Genomic DNA, 17,884 nt, shown 5'->3' on the forward strand with positions numbered 1-17,884 from the left:
CCATTGCTACATGAGACGTTGTTGTCTATAACTTTAGATATGATTCCTCAGTTTTTTTGATGTTGTTATTTGGTTTCAAAAACGCCTTAAAATTGTAATTTTGAGCAATTTGATACATAGTCTTAACAAGAACTTAAGCAGTATACTGAGATTAACAAATATTTATAAATACAACTTTAAGGGAGTGCATCATGAGTTTGGTTGTACCTGCTGAAAACACAGATGTTGTACACAATGAAACCGACCGCGTCGAACGCATTTTAGTTGTCGATGATGATGTACGTTTACGTACCCTTTTACAGCGTTTTTTAGAAGACAAAGGCTTTGTTGTAAAAACGGCACATGACGCAACACAAATGGATCGTTTGTTACAACGTGAATTATTTTCTTTAATCGTTCTTGATTTTATGCTTCCAGTGGAAGACGGTTTAAGTATTTGTCGTCGTTTACGCCAATCAAATATCGATACACCCATCATCATGTTGACGGCACGTGGTAGTGACTCAGATCGAATTGCAGGGCTTGAAGCTGGTGCCGATGATTATTTGCCAAAACCATTCAATCCAAATGAGTTATTAGCGCGTATCCGTGCAGTACTCCGTCGCCAAGTCCGTGAAGTACCGGGTGCACCAAGTCAGCATATGGAAGTGGTCAGCTTTGGACCGTGGTCACTTGATTTATCGACTCGCACATTGACCCGTGAAGGTCAGGTCGTGACTTTAACCACAGGTGAATTTGCAGTACTTAAGGCCTTGGTTCAACATCCACGTGAACCATTGACCCGCGATAAACTGATGAACTTAGCACGTGGACGTGAATGGGGCGCGATGGAGCGTTCAATTGACGTTCAAGTGTCTCGCCTACGTCGTTTGATTGAAGAAAACCCAGCGCGTGCACGCTATATCCAAACCGTTTGGGGCGTGGGTTATGTCTTCGTTCCAGATGGTGCTGAGTAATTCACTTAGAAAATGGTTTGCACATCGGTGTCTTATCACTCAAGCTTTGAATTAACGTTTAACCTGCGGTTGGCCTTACTTTTGTTTAGGCAAAAGTAAGCAAAACCATTGTCATACGCAAAACTCGGCGTATTTCTGTACCTTTCATTCTAAGTCGCAGAAACAAGACTGAATAAATATTTCCTGCCTCGGACAGTTGCGTATGACTTTAACGCGTATCCAATGCCATTTGGATGAAGTCCATAATTACGATACAAATAGGATTTGGTGTGAAACTAGAACCGGTTGACCCACAAAAATTCAATGACTTTGAAACCTACTCCGAAAGGAAACGGACCAAGTGGGAACGCTTTCTAGACAAAATCAAACCCCGCTCTGCGGCCATGCGTACCACAGTCTTGGTACTGTTTGTCGTATTTTTCAGCCTATTTATGTCACTGTGGTTCTTTTGGAAAACACTGTACCTGCCTGAAATCCAACAACATGCACGCTATTTAGCGGTTGAACTTGAGATTATTAATAACCCTGAACTTAAGATCTTTCATGGTAATCAAGAGCTTGACACTGATGAATGGTTAAAAAAACGTGTGGGGATTGAATATGTTACTGATCCAGCCAAATATCCAAATTTGAGAGAAAAATTTATTGCGGAGTTTTTCACCAATCAAATTGAGCAGAAGCTCGCAAAAGAGCTGGATGTGCCGAATGTCACGGTGTATTTCCAATTTAAACCAAGTCCGCGTATCTGGATACAAACTCCAGAAATGAATGGCAATTGGGTGCAAGAGCCTCTTAAGACCTATGCCAACTACAGCCCTGAACTGATTCTCGCTTGGCTATTAGGTGTACCACTGATTTCAGCCATTATTATTTTAACGCTGGTTCGACAGTTGAATCGTCCACTACGTCGTTTGCAGAATGCAGCCAATAATTATAGTAAAACAGGTAAAGCACCGTATTTAGAAACCAATCATGGACCGCTTGAAATTCGCCAAGTGAACCAAGCATTCAACCATATGATTTACACCCTTGAGCAAACCGAGCGTGATCGTCAAATCATGTTGGCAGGTATTTCTCATGACCTCCGAACCCCACTGACACGCATTCGTTTAAGCGCAGAAATGATGCCTGATGAAGATTTTCTCAAAGAAGGCTTAATCTATGATGTTGAAGATATGGATGCGATTTTGAATCAATTCATCTCTTATATGCGCGACGGGTCAGATGAAGAACTTCAAGATACCGATGTCAATGCGCTACTCAATGAATTAGTAAAGCAGTTCAAACCTTTAAAAATCGAGTTTAAGCCACAAGAATTACCCACCATTGAAGCCCGAAGTCTATCGCTCAAACGATTAATTGGTAATTTAATCAATAATTCTAAACGCTATGGCTCTGAACCCATTCAAATTTCAGCTCATTTTGAAAATGAAAAAGTTCATATTCGAGTGGCTGATCAGGGTGAAGGAATCCCTGAAGATCAGATCGAAGAACTGATGCAACCCTTCGTTCGAGGTGATGCAGCACGAACTATTCAGGGCAGCGGATTGGGTCTTGCTATCGTGAAAAGAATTGTCGATATTCATCAAGGCGAATTGATTATTCGAAACCGTCTTGAAGGCGGTTTGGAGACAATCATCTCACTGCCATTGCAAAGCATAAATGAAGATGAGATCGAACAAATCACGCCTTTACAAAAAATCAAACAAAGTTTAGGTCAACATTTTACAGAGTGATTAATTTTTAAACGGTTGATATTTAAACACTTATATTATAATTATATAATTACAATGAATTTCAACCACTTAAAAATCATTACCAAAATTTATACCTCCATTTCCTGAAAAAATTAGACCTTAGCCTAACAGCCATGCACAATCTTGTTTTGGGACGGTACAATCCGTCTAGTTTTGAACAAGAATTGAGCTTAAACTATGTCTTTAGATCGTATTCGATTAGCTTCCCTTCATGACAAAGTCATGAACGCTGAACAAGCTGCTGCATTTATCCGAGATGGTATGACTGTAGGTATGAGTGGTTTCACACGCGCAGGTGAAGCTAAGGCTGTTCCTTTGGCGTTGGTTAAACGTGCTAAAGTTGATCCACTTAAAATCACTTTAATTACAGGTGCATCTTTAGGTAACGATTTAGACAAACAGTTGACTGAAGCGGGTGTACTTGCGCGTCGTCTTCCATTCCAAGTGGATAACACATTACGTAAAGCCATCAACAAAGGCGAAGTGATGTTCATCGATCAGCATTTGTCTGAAACGGTTGAACAGATGCGTAACAAGCAATTGAAAAAACCAGATATTGCGATTATTGAAGCGATTGCAATTACTGAGGATGGTGGCATCATCCCAACAACATCCGTAGGTAACTCTGCAAGTTTTGCAATTTTTGCTGAAAAAGTGATTGTTGAAATCAACACCAACTTAAGCCCTGCTTTTGAAGGCTTACACGATATTTATATTCCATCGTACCGTCCAACACGCCAACCGATTCCATTGACTAAAGTGGATGAGCGTATTGGTACTCAAGCGATTAATATCGACCCGTCTAAAATTGTCGGTATCGTGATCAATAACGAATATCATGACTCACCATCAACTGTGACTGAACCAGATGATGAAACTCAAGGGATTGCAAACCACTTGATCGCATTCTTCGAAAAAGAAGTGGCGGAAGAGCGTTTACCGAAAAACTTAGGTCCTTTACAAGCAGGTATCGGTTCGATTGCCAATGCGGTATTGACTGGTCTTAAAGATTCAAACTTCGAAGACTTGATTATGTACTCTGAAGTACTACAAGACTGTACGTTTGAATTGATTGACGCGGGTAAGATGAAATTCGCATCAGGTTCTTCAATTACGCTTTCTGCTAAATATGGCGAAAAAGTATTTAACAACCTTGAAGCATACAAAGACAAACTTGTGTTGCGTCCTCAAGAAATTTCAAACCACCCTGAATTGGTTCGTCGTTTAGGTATTATCGGCATCAACACTGCATTAGAGTTTGATATTTACGGTAACGTAAACTCAACTCACGTATGTGGTACGAAAATGATGAATGGTATCGGTGGTTCAGGTGACTTCGCACGTAATGCTCACATTGCAATCTTCGTCACCAAATCAATTGCAAAAGGTGGCGACATCTCTTCTGTTGTTCCATTTGCTTCTCATATTGACCACACAGGTCATGATGTAGACGTATTGGTAACAGAACAAGGTTTAGCAGACTTACGTGGTTTAGCACCTCGTGAACGTGCTCGCGCAATTATCGACAACTGTGTACACCCGATGTATAAAGATGCATTGAACGATTACTTCAACCGTGCATGCGAACGTGGTGGTCAAACTCCTCACATTCTTCGTGAAGCGCTTTCTTGGCACTCTAACTTCGAAGAAAAAGGTCAGATGCTGATTGCAGCTGCTGAAGCTAAATCTGCTTAATTTCAGATTTCAGATCATAAAAAAACGCCCAATTGGGCGTTTTTTTTAGTTTCTAAAAATCTTGAAAGAAATAAAGAATCTATTTAAGTTAACAAAACTTAAGCATTTGTCGAGTAAAAATTTTCTGAAGGTGCGCTTGAGTAATATTCGATTTTTTTGTTTTTAATTCTTTTTTGATTTTGCCAACTTTCAAAAAAATGGGAAATTCCACAACTATTTGCTCGTCCTCATGGATGCCCTGCATAAATGAACTTAAAAGATCAGATTGTCTTTTTGCCTGATTTTGCTCTCGGTAATGCTTAATTGCAGACCATGTATTTAAATAGCTGATGAATTGCGATTTGGTCCAGTTAAATTGCATCGTGAACTGCTGATCCGCTACAACTTCAAAAGGAAAAGGAATGGTTTTGTATTCCTCATCAATATAACGGCGTTCCATATCCCAATAACCACTTAAGGTATGGTGATACAAGGCACTCAGCTCAGTTTGCAGCTCAATTTGCTTCAAATGCGGTGTGCCGTAACCAATCACCGCTAATACGCCATCTTTTTTAAGCGTACGCTTCACTTCTTGATAAAATGCATCAAAGTTAAACCAATGAATAGCTTGTGCCACAGTAATCAAATCAAAACTTTGATCTGCAAAAACAGTTTTTTCAGCAGATTGGACTTGATAGCTGACATTATCAAAATAAGGAGCTTGCTGTAATTGTTGTGCGCTGAGATCCGTTGCAACCACTTGTTCAAAATAAGGAGCTATTAATTGAGTGAATTGCCCTGACCCTGCTCCACAATCCCAAGCGAATTGAGTATTTGGAACATATTTCAGTATTCCTGCTATGACCTCATTCGGATAAGTCGGTCTAGCTTGGCGGTACAGCACGCTGTCGCTGGAAAATAGATCTTTCATTTTATATATTTCTTATTGTTTTCGCTTACTTTACACCTTAGCAATCGACTGCGATAAAAAAGTGTCTAACAACTTTAAAATTTATTTCAATAAAATCCAAGACTCAACAATGAAATCACTTTAAATCCATTAAATGAGTTAATTTTAAGCAAAAAAAATCTCTGAACTTGTCAGAGATTTTTTAAATATGGTGGCGAGACCCAGGATCGAACTGGGGACACACGGATTTTCAATCCGTTGCTCTACCTACTGAGCTATCACGCCGATGCCGTGTATTAAGCCGTAACTCGGCACATTAGTCAATATAATTCAGCGTTATTTTATTCGTTCGCATACTATTTAGGCAAACAATACACGAATTATAGGCAAAAAAAATCTCTGAATTTATCAGAGATTTTTTAAATATGGTGGCGAGACCCAGGATCGAACTGGGGACACACGGATTTTCAATCCGTTGCTCTACCTACTGAGCTATCACGCCGATGACGCGTATTAAACAGTTTCAGCGAGTTAGCGTCAAGTCTGATTTGCAAAAAACCTTTTAAGTGGCTACTTTTAAAACAAATATTACTCAAACTCAGTCAGAACGCTTAAATTTCCATCAGATTCAAATCTATCAATTTTGCCTTTCAAAATAGTAGGGCCAGATGAACATGTCTCTAGCTCATTCGCTTAAATGAAACTCTAAAACGAAAACAGATAATTTAAAACTATTGCATGCCATCAATTAAATTTTTTCTAGACTCATCAAACAACGGTGAATTGCTCCACAGCCTGGCTCGAATTTTTGAACCCCCTTTTCTTCTTCAAATCGGCACACCTCACTGATTAAGCGTTCAGCTACACCACGACCACGGTTGGCTGGATGTACCACGATATTTTCGATCGTTCGGCTTTCACCTTGTCCCGTGACCCATACAGCACCGATTATTTTTGTATTAAATTCTGCGGTGTAAAGTATTGTATACTGTGTGAGGTTTTGCTCAAGTTGTTCAACGGCATCCTGACCATCACTAAATTCTGGACTGGTGTCATATAAGCGCTCAAGCTGTTCACGAACTTCCTGATTATCCAGTGAAGTTTTTGCATGTACTGTTATAGGCATTGATTAACCCTCCTGAGCAATCTAATATGCTGGGACTTTCGTTCCAGCGAAGTATCTACATTCATCATTTTTAACGTTTTTGAGGAACGTGTCTATGACGCAACGTATCAGTGAAGTGGTAAGAAACACAAACGAAACCAAAATTAGTGTTCGCGTGAATCTTGATGGTACGGGTCAAGGCACCCTCAATACAGGTATTCCTTTTTTAGACCATATGATCGATCAAATCAAGCGCCATGGCCTTTTTGATATTGATATCCATTGCGACGGTGACTTAGAAATTGATGATCATCATACGGTAGAAGACTGTGGTATCACGCTCGGTCAAGCTTTTGCCAAAGCATTGGGTGATAAAAAAGGTTTACGCCGTTATGGTCACTTCTATGCGCCCTTAGATGAGTCTTTAAGCCGCGTTGTTGTTGATTTATCTGGTCGCCCAGGGTTGTTTATGGATATTCCATTTACACGTGCCATGATTGGTCGTTTTGATGTGGACTTATTCTCTGAGTTTTTCCAAGGTTTCGTCAATCACTCATTGATGACGGTTCACATTGATAACCTCAAAGGTAAAAACAGCCATCACCAAATTGAAAGTGTATTCAAAGCATTTGCGCGTGCATTACGTATGGCATGTGAAGTTGATCCACGTGCTGAAAATACTGTTGCTTCAACTAAAGGTACATTGTAATGACCCGTATTGCCCTTCTTGACTATGGCATGGGAAATCTTCACTCAGCAGCCAAAGCGTTAGAACACGTTGGTGCGACTGTAGATGTGACCAATGACCCAAAGTTAATTGCACAAGCAGATAAAATTGTATTCCCTGGTGTCGGTGCTATGCGTGACTGTATACAAGGCATGCATGAAGCAGGAATTGATGAAGTCGTACGAAATGCTGTATTCAATAAGCCTGTTCTTGCGATCTGTGTGGGTATGCAAGCATTGATGCAACACTCTGAAGAAAATGGCGGTGCTGATGCACTCGGTATTTTTGAAGGTGTGGTTAAACGTTTTCCAGATTTAGACGGTTTGAAAGTGCCACATATGGGATGGAATCAAGTACATCAAGTAGATCCAAACCATCCGATGTGGAATAACATTGATCAGGATGCGCGTTTCTATTTTGTGCATAGTTTCTATGTAGAACCAAAACAATCAGACATCGTTGCTGCGACATGTAACTATGGCATCGATTTCTGTACAGCGATTCACAAAGAAAACTTGTTCGCAACGCAATTCCACCCTGAAAAAAGTCATACAGCTGGTTTACAACTGTTAAAAAACTTTGTGGAATGGAAGATTTAATCTCTTAGCTATTGAGCTTCACAGGTCACTTTTATGTATTGACCTGTGAAGTTCTCTAGAAATTATTTCGTGTTATTTAATTTTTCATACTAATAAAAAATTTTGCTTTCTAAATATAAATTTTATTTCCATACAATAAATAGGCACCTAAATGAAAGATCATAAAATTGATAATCCATCACAAACCCCACCACCATTTTCAGATGTGATGGTTTTAGAACAACACTCAACCCCTCAACCCTCTATTTGGAGCCTAGAAGGTCGATTTGGTCGCTTTAACTATTTGGCTTGGTCAATCTTATTTGGTCTTATTTATATCGCAATCGTCATATTAATAGCCACTTTAACGCCAATGACACTTGAAGATCTGGACAGTGATGCTTATCTCACTGATTTCTTTTCACTAGGGACGTTTTTGAATCTTATTTGGATCATTCCTTTTCTACTTTTTAGTATCAAACGCTTCCATGATCGCAATCATTCAGGATGGTGGTGTTTATTACTTGTAATACCCTTTATCAATATTTTGGCGGGTCTATATTTGATACTTGCTCCAGGCAGTTTACACCCTAATCAATATGGACATAAACGAGAGACTAAACTTTGGGAATCCATTTTAGCTTGTCTTTATCTGATTATCGCTTCATTCGTTATCGTGAGTTTGGCTTTTACAGTTTTACCTTTATTACTGAGATAGGCATCGGTAAAGCCTTAGCTTGATTATAAATTTAACCATTCACTTTTCTTAAAACACTTCTACAACTGGGAAGATAAAAATGAATCACAATAATTCCAATGATAATCCCCTGAGTGCATCAGGACGTTTTGGTCGTTTATCTTATTTAGGATGGACCATGCTCAGCTCGATTATTATTTTAATGCTTCTTGGCATCACAGCCATGATTTTTGGAACATCTCTACAGCCTGAAAATATCTCTCTAGTAGCGTTCATTCCATTTATCATTATTTATATTGGGGCTTTCTACGTTACTTTTGTATTTGCAATCCGCCGTTTACATGATCGCAATCATTCAGGCTGGCTATCGCTATTAGTACTCGTCCCAGTTGCTAATCTTATTCTTATACTTTATCTAATCTTTGCCAAAGGTGATGCAGGTCTTAACAATTATGGAGCACCTCGTTCAACAGCAACTTGGGAAAAGATTCTTGCTTGGCTCTACATTGCAATATTCCCTTTAGGTTTACTTGCAGCAATTTTTATTCCAAGCTATCAAAACTATGTAGAACGTGCCCAAATGCAACAATATCAACAGATTCAACAACACCAACAAGAGTAAAAACCTAGATGCATATCAGCTCACTTTTGTGGGCTGTTTTAATCTTCGAATCCCTCTTTAGAGACAAATCCCCCTTCAATAGGTTCTACACTTACTTTAATTTCAGCTTTGAGATTTAATTCCGCGTAACGTGCTTTCAATTCGCGAATGAGTTGATCTGCTGAAGCCTCTTTCAGTGAAATTCCTTGCTTCGATTGATCAAATGATTCTGATTTTTTAGTATCTTTTGTCTCTGCAATCCAACGCTCAGTCACACTGAGTAGCTTTGCAAGCTCAATTAAATTCTGCGCATTCGGAGTCGCTGAATCTTGCACCCACTTTGACACTGCCTCTTTAGACACCCCTAGCGCATTAACAATATCGGTTGGCTTAATATTTTTTTCTTTGATCAACTGCTTAATCCGTTTAGCACCTTCACTAAATAAATCATCATCGGGACTATTCATATTATTTTCCTCAACTCTGCACATTAGCTGCATGATGCCTTCCATTATAGGATGAAATATTGCTATAAATAATATTCTCTATCAATTTAATATCGACCATGCATCAAAATCATGTGGATTCAAAAGAAGGTGTCCTTCCAACGTCTGAACAAATTAAATGTTTACCACGTTTCAAAAATCTTGATGCAGATCAAATAACGGTCATCCATTCATTTGATCAATGTTTAGAGATCAAAAATGAGTTGAGCGCCTGTGCCATTTTAGGATTTGATAGCGAGTCGAAACCCACCTTTGTCAAAGGTGAAGCTTCGACTGGCCCTCATCTTATCCAACTTGCAAGCGCTGAACAGGCTTATTTATTTCATGTCAATGATGAAATACTTTCATTTCTTAAGCCTATATTAGAGAGTCGTGATCAAATCAAAGTGGGTTTTGGATTGAAAAATGATGCTCATCTTTTTAGAAAAAAAGGGATTGAACTCAATAGTGTCATTGAACTTTCAAAATGCTTTAGTGCTTTTGGCTTGAGTAATCCAGTCGGACTCAAAAATGCCATGGCACTGCTTTTTAAGGTGCATTTTCAAAAAAGTAAAAAAGTCAGTACATCCAATTGGGCTAAGAAAGTTTTAAGTCCTGAACAAATTGATTATGCCACTGCGGATGCTTATGCACCGGTTTTAGTGTTTGAAGAATTATTAAGATTAGGACATCTGCCTAAGCATATTCCAAATACTTCATTAAAACTAAGAATACGACCCAATAAAATAAAGCATGAATTCGACGCTTAGCGTTTTAACAATACTTTGTTAAGATGACACACAACTAATTCAATGAAATTAAGGCCAGGAGCGAAAGCATGCTGATCATCCCTGCAATTGACCTGAAAGATGGTAAATGTGTCCGTCTCAAACAAGGTCGCATGGAAGACGATACCGTTTTTTCTGATAACCCAGTAGCAACAGCACAACATTGGGTCAATGAAGGCGCGCGTCGTTTACATTTAGTTGATTTAAATGGTGCTTTCGCAGGTACGCCAATTCATAAGCCTGTGGTTGAAGCGATTGCTAAAGCACAACCAGATTTACCGATTCAAATCGGTGGCGGTATTCGCTCGCTAGAAACCATTGAGCATTACTTAGAAGCGGGTGTGACTTTTGTCATCATTGGCACTAAAGCTGTTCAAGAGCCTGCTTTTGTTGAAGAAGCCTGTAAGAAATTTGCAGGTCATATCATTGTGGGTATTGATGCCATGAATGGTATGGTCGCGACTGACGGTTGGGCAAATGTCACTGACGTTAAAGCAACTGATCTAGCGAAGCGTTTTGCCGATGCTGGTGTTTCTAGCATCGTTTATACTGACATTGCACGTGATGGTATGATGCAAGGTGTCAACATCGAGCAAACTGTGAACTTAGCAACTTATTCAGGTCTACCTGTGATTGCTTCTGGCGGTGTGACCAATCTTGATGACGTACGTAACTTAAAAGGTCAGCCAGGTATTTTAGGTGCGATCACAGGTCGTGCGATCTATGAAGGCACTTTAAATCTTCGTGAAGCTCAAGCTTTGTGGGATGATCGTTCTTTCTAAGGGCTATACTTTAATAGTCTCTAGCTAGTGCTCAAAAGAGGTCAAAAGACCTCTTTTTTGTTTTTATTATTTTTGACTTATCGCATTCTAACTTTTACAACACAACGTTCATGCACTCTTCTATCTCTCCTTGGATTCAATCTAAAGCTCCACAACTGGTCTTGATTTTCATCACTATGATTTGGGGTGGATCATTTATCACTGTTCAATATGGCTTGAATTTTAGCAGTCCCGTTTTATTTGTGGCTTTACGCTTTGCCGCCGCTGCAATCGCCGTGAGCCTGATTTCTTATCGCTCTCTACATGATTTTACGCGTTTAGATTGGATAGCGGGATTTTTCATTGGGCTGGTGATTGCCATTGGTTATGGAACTCAAACCGTTGGATTGAAAACCATTACCAGTAGCGAGTCTGCATTTTTGACAGCACTGTATGTTCCACTTGTTCCAATCATCATGTGGCTCATTTTTAAAAATAAACCACATATCATGACGTGGTTAGGTGCTGGATTGGCTTTTGTTGGATTGGTCTTCCTCACTGGCAATGGCTTTGGTGCAATCCAACTCAACTATGGACAAATACTCACACTGTTAGGTTCGATAGCAATTGCCTTTGAAATCATCCTCATCAGTTATTTTGCAGGTCGAGTGAATATCCGTCGAGTCACGGCACTGCAACTGATCTTCGCGTCACTCATTTGTTTTATTATGGCTCCCCTACTCGGCGAGACAACAATGCCTCAATTTAATGGGCAATTGATTGGAATTTTAGTTGCTTTGGGTATCGCCAGTGCCTGTATTCAATTGGCAATGAATTGGGCTCAACGCGTTGTCGATCCTTCACAAGCTGCGATCATTTATGCAGGTGAACCCATTTGGGCAGCACTGTTTGGACGTTTGGCAGGTGAGCGATTACCTGCTTTAGCTTTAGTTGGAGGATTTTTGATTGTGCTCAGTGTGATCTTAAGTGAGTGGCGCCCCAAGTTTTTAAAAAAAACTTGATTTAGTCTGGGCGCTCTTTTTTCTTCAACATCATGCACGGTTGATAATATTCAACCTCAGGATGCGGATCATAAAAAGGATGTAATAATGCTTTCCACTGCTGATAGGCCTCAGACTGTGTAAAGCCTTCAGTATGGTCTTCTAGACGATCCCAAAAAATCATCAAAATATAACGATGATCATCGTTTATATTCTTAATCAATTGAACGGCATTTAGACCCGGCATTGGGTCAATAATCTCTTTTGCCTGCTGAAAGGCTTGCTCAAATGCCGTACTTTGGTCAGCTTTAATCTGTAGATGCACATGCTCAATAATCATTTTTATCTCCTGATCGGTATTATTTTTATAAACACATTTTTATTTTATAAATACACTTTAACGATACATCGGCTGATTATCATTGACCTTAATCAGCCCACGAATAGCACGATACACAATCCAAATCCAAGATAAACCAATGACAGCGATACAAAACGTTGTTGCACCTAAAGCTACACCTGCAAATGCATTTGGATTATCACTGGTAAAAAATAGAAAAATAAAAGGCACAAAAGCAATAATGTTCCAGAACAGATACCACCAAAAGGTGCGAATTTGCCAAGTAAAGTGACTTTCGAAAATTGAGCCGTGAACTGAGCCTCTTTTAATATAATTAATGACTAAAGCCACGATAGCCAAAATACCTGCTGAGAAAATTGCAACAATATAAAGAATATATAAAGCAATAGTCAGCGTTCTGTTCGAATCTTTATCTACTGAATAACTCATGATTTATCCTTATCATTTTATGTTGTAAATGCATGTGTATGTTGTATTTAAACTTTAATAAATTTAAAAACAAATCTTCTTAAACTTGAGCCTTAAGCATGCTGTTTAGGTCTCCTTGTCTTATTAAAAATCATGTCTTATTAAAAATTCAACGTATTGAATGGTGAAATTAGCCATCCAATCAACAGTATATGAAAGGCTATAGTACAGAAATAGATTTTACGAAACGGTTGTTTTTGTGTTTTGTGACGCAAACGTTGTTGTGCCAACCATGCTGCTGGCCAACCCCCTAAAAATGCCAAAGTATGCAATGTATTTTCAGGAACACGACGGTTTCCTGACTGCGCTGCTTCTTTATCTTGCGCATACATCCAATAGGTTAATGCATTGATGATACTAATAAACAGCAATACCATACTGTTTAGTACACCTGATATCGTCATTAAGGCAATGATTACGATGTAAGTGACACATGCAATTTGCATCGGTTGTAGATTATTTGCTGATTTATTTTTTTGAGGCTTTGATTGTTGATGACTTTTCTTTTGCGTTTGCGATGCTTTCAAATACGTTACTTGTTTGGCTTTATAACGCCCTTGACCATCCAATTGCACCACATACTCCAAGGCACATCCTGTAATCGGACGTGGACCTTGACGGGCAAAATCTTTGATATGTAAGAACACGCGATCTTTGGATGAATCATTCGGTTGAATAAAACCATAGCCTTTATCATCAAACCATTCTACTAACCGACCTTGATCGCGCATTGTGTTTTCTATTCCTATTTTCAAGCAGTTTAAACTATTAAGCAGTAACAAATTTTAAGCGTTCAACCAGCATATCACGCATTTCTAAAGGATTTTTCTGCAAAATATCCTCACCTGTACGCCCAAGTGCTGCATTTTTTTGAGCCACTTGTAAACGCATCATCCAAAAACGTCCTGCCGCCATCGCCAAATACAGCTCTAAACAAGACTTTTCATCTGAAGTCAGCGGACGAACTGTTTCATAGGCTTCAAGGAAAGCTTGAGCCTTGGCTTCATTTAAATCGACATCAGGATAATTGGTACAGAAGTCATTGATGCTAATGGCAATATCAAATAACCATTCATCTTTATTCAACTCATAAAAATCTAAAATACCGGTCAATTGATCATCTTCAAATAAAGTATTATCGCGGAACAAATCCGAATGAATAAAACCAGTTGGGCGGTTCGGATACATCGCTGTTAACGCATCATATAAACCCAATACATTATTCAGAAGCACTGTATCTGCTGGGCTCAACGTCGGCTTGATCTCTCGAGCAACACTACGCCAATACGCATGATTACGATATTCAGCACGCTCCAATGGGAAATCTTTTAACGCCACATGGATTTGCGCCTGAGCACGACCAATTTCAGTGACTTGTCCAATGGTCGATGGCATGGGATGTTGACCCAACATACGCGGTGCGATTTGTGCAGGTTTGTCTTTTAAAGTTTGAATCGAGCGACCACTATGACTCAGTGGGACGGGAACCGCTAAACCCGCTTTGCCTAAATGTTCGAGTACAGGGATTAATTCGCCTGCCCCCTGCTGATCCATTTCTTCAAAAATCGTTAAAACATATTGCTGAGCGTTGTCACAGACCAAAAAATAGTTTGTATTTTGGATACCTCCTTGAATCGGAATCAGGTCAATCACCTCTAATCCATAAGGCGCTGAAAAATCCTGAACTTCCTTTAAAGTCAAAGTGGTATAGACCGACATACAAAACCTGCAAAAAAACTTACATAATTTTGATAGAATAACCGCTCCTACTGAGAAGGTGTAGCACCTCTAGCTGGAAGTTTCATAATCGGCTGTTATTTTTGGAAAAAATTATGCTTGCTAAACGAATTATTCCTTGTCTTGACGTAGATAACGGTCGAGTAGTGAAAGGTGTTCAGTTTTTAGATATCCGTGATGCTGGTGATCCCGTTGAGGTTGCGCGTCGCTATAACGAACAAGGCGCAGATGAAATTACCTTTTTAGATATCACAGCAACCTCAAATGGTCGTGATACCACATACCGTACCGTTGAACGTATGGCGGAAAGTGTATTCGTTCCACTGACCGTCGGTGGTGGTGTCCGTAAAGTTGAAGATATTCGTTTACTACTCAATGCTGGTGCAGATAAAGTCAGCATTAACTCTGCTGCCATCTATAACCCTGAATTTGTTCAAGAAGCCTCTCAACGCTTTGGTGCTCAATGTATCGTGGTAGCCATTGACGCTAAAAAAACAGGTGACAATAAATGGGAAATCTTTACCCATGGCGGTCGTAAAGAAACAGGCATTGATGCGATTGAGTGGGCTGTGAAAATGGCAGATTTCGGTGCAGGTGAACTTCTGATTACATCTATGGATGCTGACGGCACCAAAGCAGGTTATGACTTAGCCCTCATGCGTCAAATCAATGATCGTGTCACCATTCCAACGATTGCCTCTGGCGGAGTCGGTAACTTACAACATTTAGCCGACGGTATTATTCACGGTGGCGCAGATGCGGTATTGGCTGCTTCGATTTTCCACTTTGGTCAGCACACGATTCCTGAAGCAAAAGCTTATCTTGCAAATCAAGGGATTGAAATGCGTCTCTAAGCCTAAATCAATGTCTTTATCTTCAGGCTTTGAACTTGAATACGACAAGATCTGATTGACAGTTCAATTTTGAATGATTAAAAGAGTGTGGTAATACACTCTTTTTTTGACCATTAAACTTTCATTTTTATCAGATATTATAATCATAATGACTCTAGAAACCAGTTTCTTCATCGTTGCTGTATTGAGCCTTAGCGCTATTGCCATCATGTGTCGATACTACAAATTTGATCTGAAGTTTTCGATCGCCCTGATTTTCTTATCTACAATTTTATTTTGGATCATTTATAACTATGGACTTGACCATTATAAAATTAAAAATAATTTAAAAGCATTTGAATCAACTCAACAAGTGAGTCAATGCGGTACTTACCAACAAAAATTACCCTTAATCCAATTCATACCGACAGATGAAGTGATCTACCAATTTAAAACAGATCAGAACCAAATAATCGATTTTAATGGAGATGCTCTGACTCAGCATTACTATCCACTGTTGGCACAAGTCAAAAAAGACGATCGCGTCTGTTTCAGTTATGCCACAGATATCACCGATTGGTCTGCACGCTTCTATCTCACTCAACTCAGCAACCCCTTAAAAAATCCTTAGAGCAGATATCATCATCTATGAGATAACGCTTTTAGATCACTGATACCATATTTTGTGCAAAAAAAAGAGCCCTAGAGCTCCAAAAACCACGATGATTCAGCGAGTTAAAAATAAACCTTTGGCTTTTCATCCAATATTACTAAACTGCTCATTGACTAAACTACCCATTGACTATAACGCCAAAGATTTCAAAAATACTGACAATTCCTGGATGATTTATGGACTATTCGCGCCAGAAAATTGACTCATAATGTGTTAAGTCGGGTGTTCTATGCACTTTCGATCGTGCCCAATCAGAAATGTAATTGATTCCGTCGCCCCATTTTGCAGGAAAAATAGAATGAACTGAGCGATTTACCCATGTAGACTTCATCACTGATAGATAGTCAAATGCCAAGTAGATTCTGCTCTTGTAAATCCGAAGATGAAATCACACTTGTCCCAGTATGTAGTGAAACCATGGCTTGGTGAAACACCTGTTTGCATCCTAATTCGAATGCATACAATGATCATATGCATTTCAACATGCCTTTAAACAATGGATAGGACTACCGCTACAACAATGGCGAATGAACCGTTTAAACAAGAATTAGGGTGATTTATCCTATTTTTTCTTTTTGGTTAAAAGTAGATTAAAATCCAGATCACTAAAATGAATAAAAAAATCATTTTTAAAATTAATAACCATATAGGTTCTATAACATGAATAAATATTTTGCAGAATTTCTAGGTACGTTTTGGCTGGTCTTCGGTGGTTGTGGTAGTGCAGTGCTTGCAGCAGCATTCCCTGAACTCGGCATCGGATTTGCTGGCGTATCACTTGCATTCGGCTTAACGGTACTCACAGCAGCTTATGCACTCGGACATATTTCAGGTGGCCACTTTAACCCCGCAGTCAGTATCGGCTTATGGGTCGGTGGTCGTTTTGATGCTAAAGATCTCGTTCCCTACATTATCTCTCAAGTGGTGGGTGCAACAGCAGCAGCATTCGTTCTGTACCTCATCGTTCAAGGTCAAGCTGGCTTTGTTGGTACGGGTGGTTTTGCAACCAACGGGTTTTGTGAACTTTCTCCAGGTCAATATGCACTGACTTCAGTGATTTTAATTGAAATCGTACTAACCGCTTTCTTCTTAATTATCATTATGGGTTCAACAGACAAACGTGCACCTGCAGGCTTTGCGCCAATCGCAATTGGTCTTGCATTGACCCTTATTCACTTGATCAGTATTCCAGTGACCAATACTTCGGTGAACCCTGCACGTAGTACAGGTGTGGCTTTCTTTGCTGAAACTGCTGCTTTAAGTCAATTATGGGTATTCTGGGTTGCTCCAATAATCGGGGCGGTGATTGGTGCACTGATCTATAAAGGCTTTGCTGGTAATCAAGATCAATAGAATCTACTAAGCTAAGTCTAAATACTAGAATTAAATATGAGATTTAAGCGCTAGAAGTTAAAATTTAGAATCAAAAATTAAAAAGCCTGCAATGCAGGCTTTTTAATTTTTAAATTCGAATCAATACATATTAAAGAAATGGATTTTCTATTTCGTTGTCACCTGTATTCTCGATTTGAGCAGGTAAATCAGTCTGCCTTTCCAAATACGTGACAATCTCATTTAAATAGCGTTGTAATACTTTGGCTGCTTCAAGACCTGCTTGATCTTTTCCGATCTGTAAATTGCCATAGACATTGACGCGATCTAAATCATTTTCTAAAGTTAAGTCGTGAATCGAATGTGATTCTGTACCATTTTCAAAAGGTTTAAACATACGCTATTGTTCTCATTGTTCATCAATATTCTGCCTAAAAATA

General features: G+C 39.2%; 21 protein-coding genes and 2 tRNA genes. 13 read left to right on the plus strand and 10 right to left on the minus strand.

Annotated features, from left to right (window positions below):
- Positions 1-191: 191 nt before the first annotated feature.
- The 3 genes from ompR to scpC all read left to right on the plus strand — a co-directional run bounded on the left by ompR (position 192) and on the right by scpC (position 4,408).
- Positions 192-956 (plus strand): osmolarity response regulator transcription factor OmpR, encoded by a 765-nt coding sequence (ompR, locus tag AC5YCE_RS03500; protein ID WP_496124630.1) that lies wholly within the window; start codon positions 192-194, stop codon positions 954-956.
- A gap of 269 nt (positions 957-1,225) precedes the next feature.
- A complete protein-coding gene (locus AC5YCE_RS03505) occupies positions 1,226-2,692 on the plus strand; it encodes an ATP-binding protein (RefSeq protein ID WP_496124629.1) in 1,467 nt (488 codons plus the stop codon).
- A 198-nt stretch (positions 2,693-2,890) separates the two neighbouring features.
- On the plus strand, positions 2,891-4,408 hold the full coding sequence (gene scpC / locus AC5YCE_RS03510) for a succinyl-CoA:acetate CoA-transferase ScpC (RefSeq protein WP_496171067.1): 1,518 nt from the start codon (positions 2,891-2,893) through the stop codon (positions 4,406-4,408).
- Positions 4,409-4,496: 88 nt separating this feature from the next.
- On the opposite strand, the gene AC5YCE_RS03515 is transcribed toward scpC, so the two are convergent.
- The 4 genes from AC5YCE_RS03515 to AC5YCE_RS03530 form a co-directional block, all read right to left on the minus strand.
- The gene (locus AC5YCE_RS03515; protein ID WP_496171068.1) at positions 4,497-5,318 is read right to left on the minus strand and encodes a class I SAM-dependent methyltransferase; all 822 of its coding nucleotides are present in this window, start codon (positions 5,316-5,318) and stop codon (positions 4,497-4,499) included.
- Between the two features lie 188 nt (positions 5,319-5,506).
- A tRNA-Phe gene (locus AC5YCE_RS03520) sits at positions 5,507-5,582 on the minus strand.
- 141 nt (positions 5,583-5,723) lie between these two features.
- A tRNA-Phe gene (locus AC5YCE_RS03525) sits at positions 5,724-5,799 on the minus strand.
- Positions 5,800-6,045: 246 nt separating this feature from the next.
- Positions 6,046-6,423, minus strand: coding sequence for a GNAT family N-acetyltransferase (locus AC5YCE_RS03530; protein WP_496124626.1), 378 nt, complete (start codon positions 6,421-6,423; stop codon positions 6,046-6,048).
- A gap of 94 nt (positions 6,424-6,517) precedes the next feature.
- Here AC5YCE_RS03530 and hisB point away from each other — a divergent pair, with 94 nt between their 5' ends.
- The 4 genes from hisB (at position 6,518) to AC5YCE_RS03550 (ending at position 9,026) form a co-directional block, all read left to right on the plus strand.
- Positions 6,518-7,111: an imidazoleglycerol-phosphate dehydratase HisB gene (gene hisB / locus AC5YCE_RS03535; RefSeq protein ID WP_496124625.1), complete on the plus strand. Its 594-nt coding sequence runs from the start codon at positions 6,518-6,520 to the stop codon at positions 7,109-7,111.
- Positions 7,111-7,728 carry an imidazole glycerol phosphate synthase subunit HisH gene (gene hisH, locus AC5YCE_RS03540; RefSeq protein WP_496171069.1) on the plus strand — a complete coding sequence of 206 codons (618 nt, stop codon included), beginning with the start codon at positions 7,111-7,113 and terminating at the stop codon, positions 7,726-7,728. The genes hisB and hisH overlap by 1 nt, the downstream gene beginning before the upstream one ends.
- 151 nt (positions 7,729-7,879) lie before the next feature.
- On the plus strand, positions 7,880-8,425 hold the full coding sequence (locus AC5YCE_RS03545; protein ID WP_496171070.1) for a DUF805 domain-containing protein: 546 nt from the start codon (positions 7,880-7,882) through the stop codon (positions 8,423-8,425).
- Between the two features lie 79 nt (positions 8,426-8,504).
- Positions 8,505-9,026, plus strand: a complete 522-nt coding sequence (locus AC5YCE_RS03550; RefSeq protein ID WP_496171071.1) for a DUF805 domain-containing protein — start codon at positions 8,505-8,507, stop codon at positions 9,024-9,026.
- 38 nt (positions 9,027-9,064) lie between these two features.
- On the opposite strand, the gene AC5YCE_RS03555 is transcribed toward AC5YCE_RS03550, so the two are convergent.
- A complete protein-coding gene (locus tag AC5YCE_RS03555; RefSeq protein ID WP_496171072.1) occupies positions 9,065-9,472 on the minus strand; it encodes a helix-turn-helix domain-containing protein in 408 nt (135 codons plus the stop codon).
- Between the two features lie 98 nt (positions 9,473-9,570).
- Between AC5YCE_RS03555 and AC5YCE_RS03560 the strand changes: the two genes are divergently transcribed.
- The 3 genes from AC5YCE_RS03560 (at position 9,571) to AC5YCE_RS03570 (ending at position 12,061) form a co-directional block, all read left to right on the plus strand.
- Positions 9,571-10,260: a 3'-5' exonuclease gene (locus tag AC5YCE_RS03560; RefSeq protein ID WP_496171073.1), complete on the plus strand. Its 690-nt coding sequence runs from the start codon at positions 9,571-9,573 to the stop codon at positions 10,258-10,260.
- A gap of 68 nt (positions 10,261-10,328) precedes the next feature.
- Positions 10,329-11,060 carry a 1-(5-phosphoribosyl)-5-[(5-phosphoribosylamino)methylideneamino]imidazole-4-carboxamide isomerase gene (hisA, locus tag AC5YCE_RS03565; RefSeq protein WP_496171074.1) on the plus strand — a complete coding sequence of 244 codons (732 nt, stop codon included), beginning with the start codon at positions 10,329-10,331 and terminating at the stop codon, positions 11,058-11,060.
- A 110-nt stretch (positions 11,061-11,170) separates the two neighbouring features.
- Complete coding sequence (locus AC5YCE_RS03570; RefSeq protein ID WP_496171075.1) at positions 11,171-12,061, plus strand: DMT family transporter; 891 nt, start codon at positions 11,171-11,173, stop codon at positions 12,059-12,061.
- Between the two features lies 1 nt (position 12,062).
- On the opposite strand, the gene AC5YCE_RS03575 is transcribed toward AC5YCE_RS03570, so the two are convergent.
- The 4 genes from AC5YCE_RS03575 to AC5YCE_RS03590 all read right to left on the minus strand — a co-directional run bounded on the left by AC5YCE_RS03575 (position 12,063) and on the right by AC5YCE_RS03590 (position 14,588).
- The gene (locus AC5YCE_RS03575; protein ID WP_496171076.1) at positions 12,063-12,380 is read right to left on the minus strand and encodes an antibiotic biosynthesis monooxygenase family protein; all 318 of its coding nucleotides are present in this window, start codon (positions 12,378-12,380) and stop codon (positions 12,063-12,065) included.
- A 57-nt stretch (positions 12,381-12,437) separates the two neighbouring features.
- Positions 12,438-12,830 carry a DUF4870 family protein gene (locus tag AC5YCE_RS03580; RefSeq protein WP_496171077.1) on the minus strand — a complete coding sequence of 131 codons (393 nt, stop codon included), beginning with the start codon at positions 12,828-12,830 and terminating at the stop codon, positions 12,438-12,440.
- A gap of 140 nt (positions 12,831-12,970) precedes the next feature.
- Entirely contained in the window at positions 12,971-13,600 is a 630-nt protein-coding gene (locus AC5YCE_RS03585; RefSeq protein WP_496171078.1) for a DUF1294 domain-containing protein, read from the minus strand.
- 37 nt (positions 13,601-13,637) lie between these two features.
- On the minus strand, positions 13,638-14,588 hold the full coding sequence (locus tag AC5YCE_RS03590) for a homoserine kinase (protein WP_496171079.1): 951 nt from the start codon (positions 14,586-14,588) through the stop codon (positions 13,638-13,640).
- Between the two features lie 113 nt (positions 14,589-14,701).
- Here AC5YCE_RS03590 and hisF point away from each other — a divergent pair, with 113 nt between their 5' ends.
- The 3 genes from hisF (at position 14,702) to aqpZ (ending at position 17,465) form a co-directional block, all read left to right on the plus strand.
- A complete protein-coding gene (gene hisF / locus AC5YCE_RS03595) occupies positions 14,702-15,460 on the plus strand; it encodes an imidazole glycerol phosphate synthase subunit HisF (protein ID WP_496124613.1) in 759 nt (252 codons plus the stop codon).
- Positions 15,461-15,608: 148 nt separating this feature from the next.
- A complete protein-coding gene (locus tag AC5YCE_RS03600) occupies positions 15,609-16,070 on the plus strand; it encodes a hypothetical protein (RefSeq protein ID WP_496171080.1) in 462 nt (153 codons plus the stop codon).
- A 702-nt stretch (positions 16,071-16,772) separates the two neighbouring features.
- Complete coding sequence (aqpZ, locus tag AC5YCE_RS03605; protein ID WP_496171081.1) at positions 16,773-17,465, plus strand: aquaporin Z; 693 nt, start codon at positions 16,773-16,775, stop codon at positions 17,463-17,465.
- A gap of 130 nt (positions 17,466-17,595) precedes the next feature.
- Here the strand turns inward: aqpZ and AC5YCE_RS03610 are convergent, their stop codons facing one another.
- A complete protein-coding gene (locus tag AC5YCE_RS03610) occupies positions 17,596-17,841 on the minus strand; it encodes a hypothetical protein (protein ID WP_496171082.1) in 246 nt (81 codons plus the stop codon).
- Positions 17,842-17,884 lie beyond the last annotated feature (43 nt).

The sequence above is a fragment of the Acinetobacter sp. CY79 genome, from assembly GCF_059515845.1.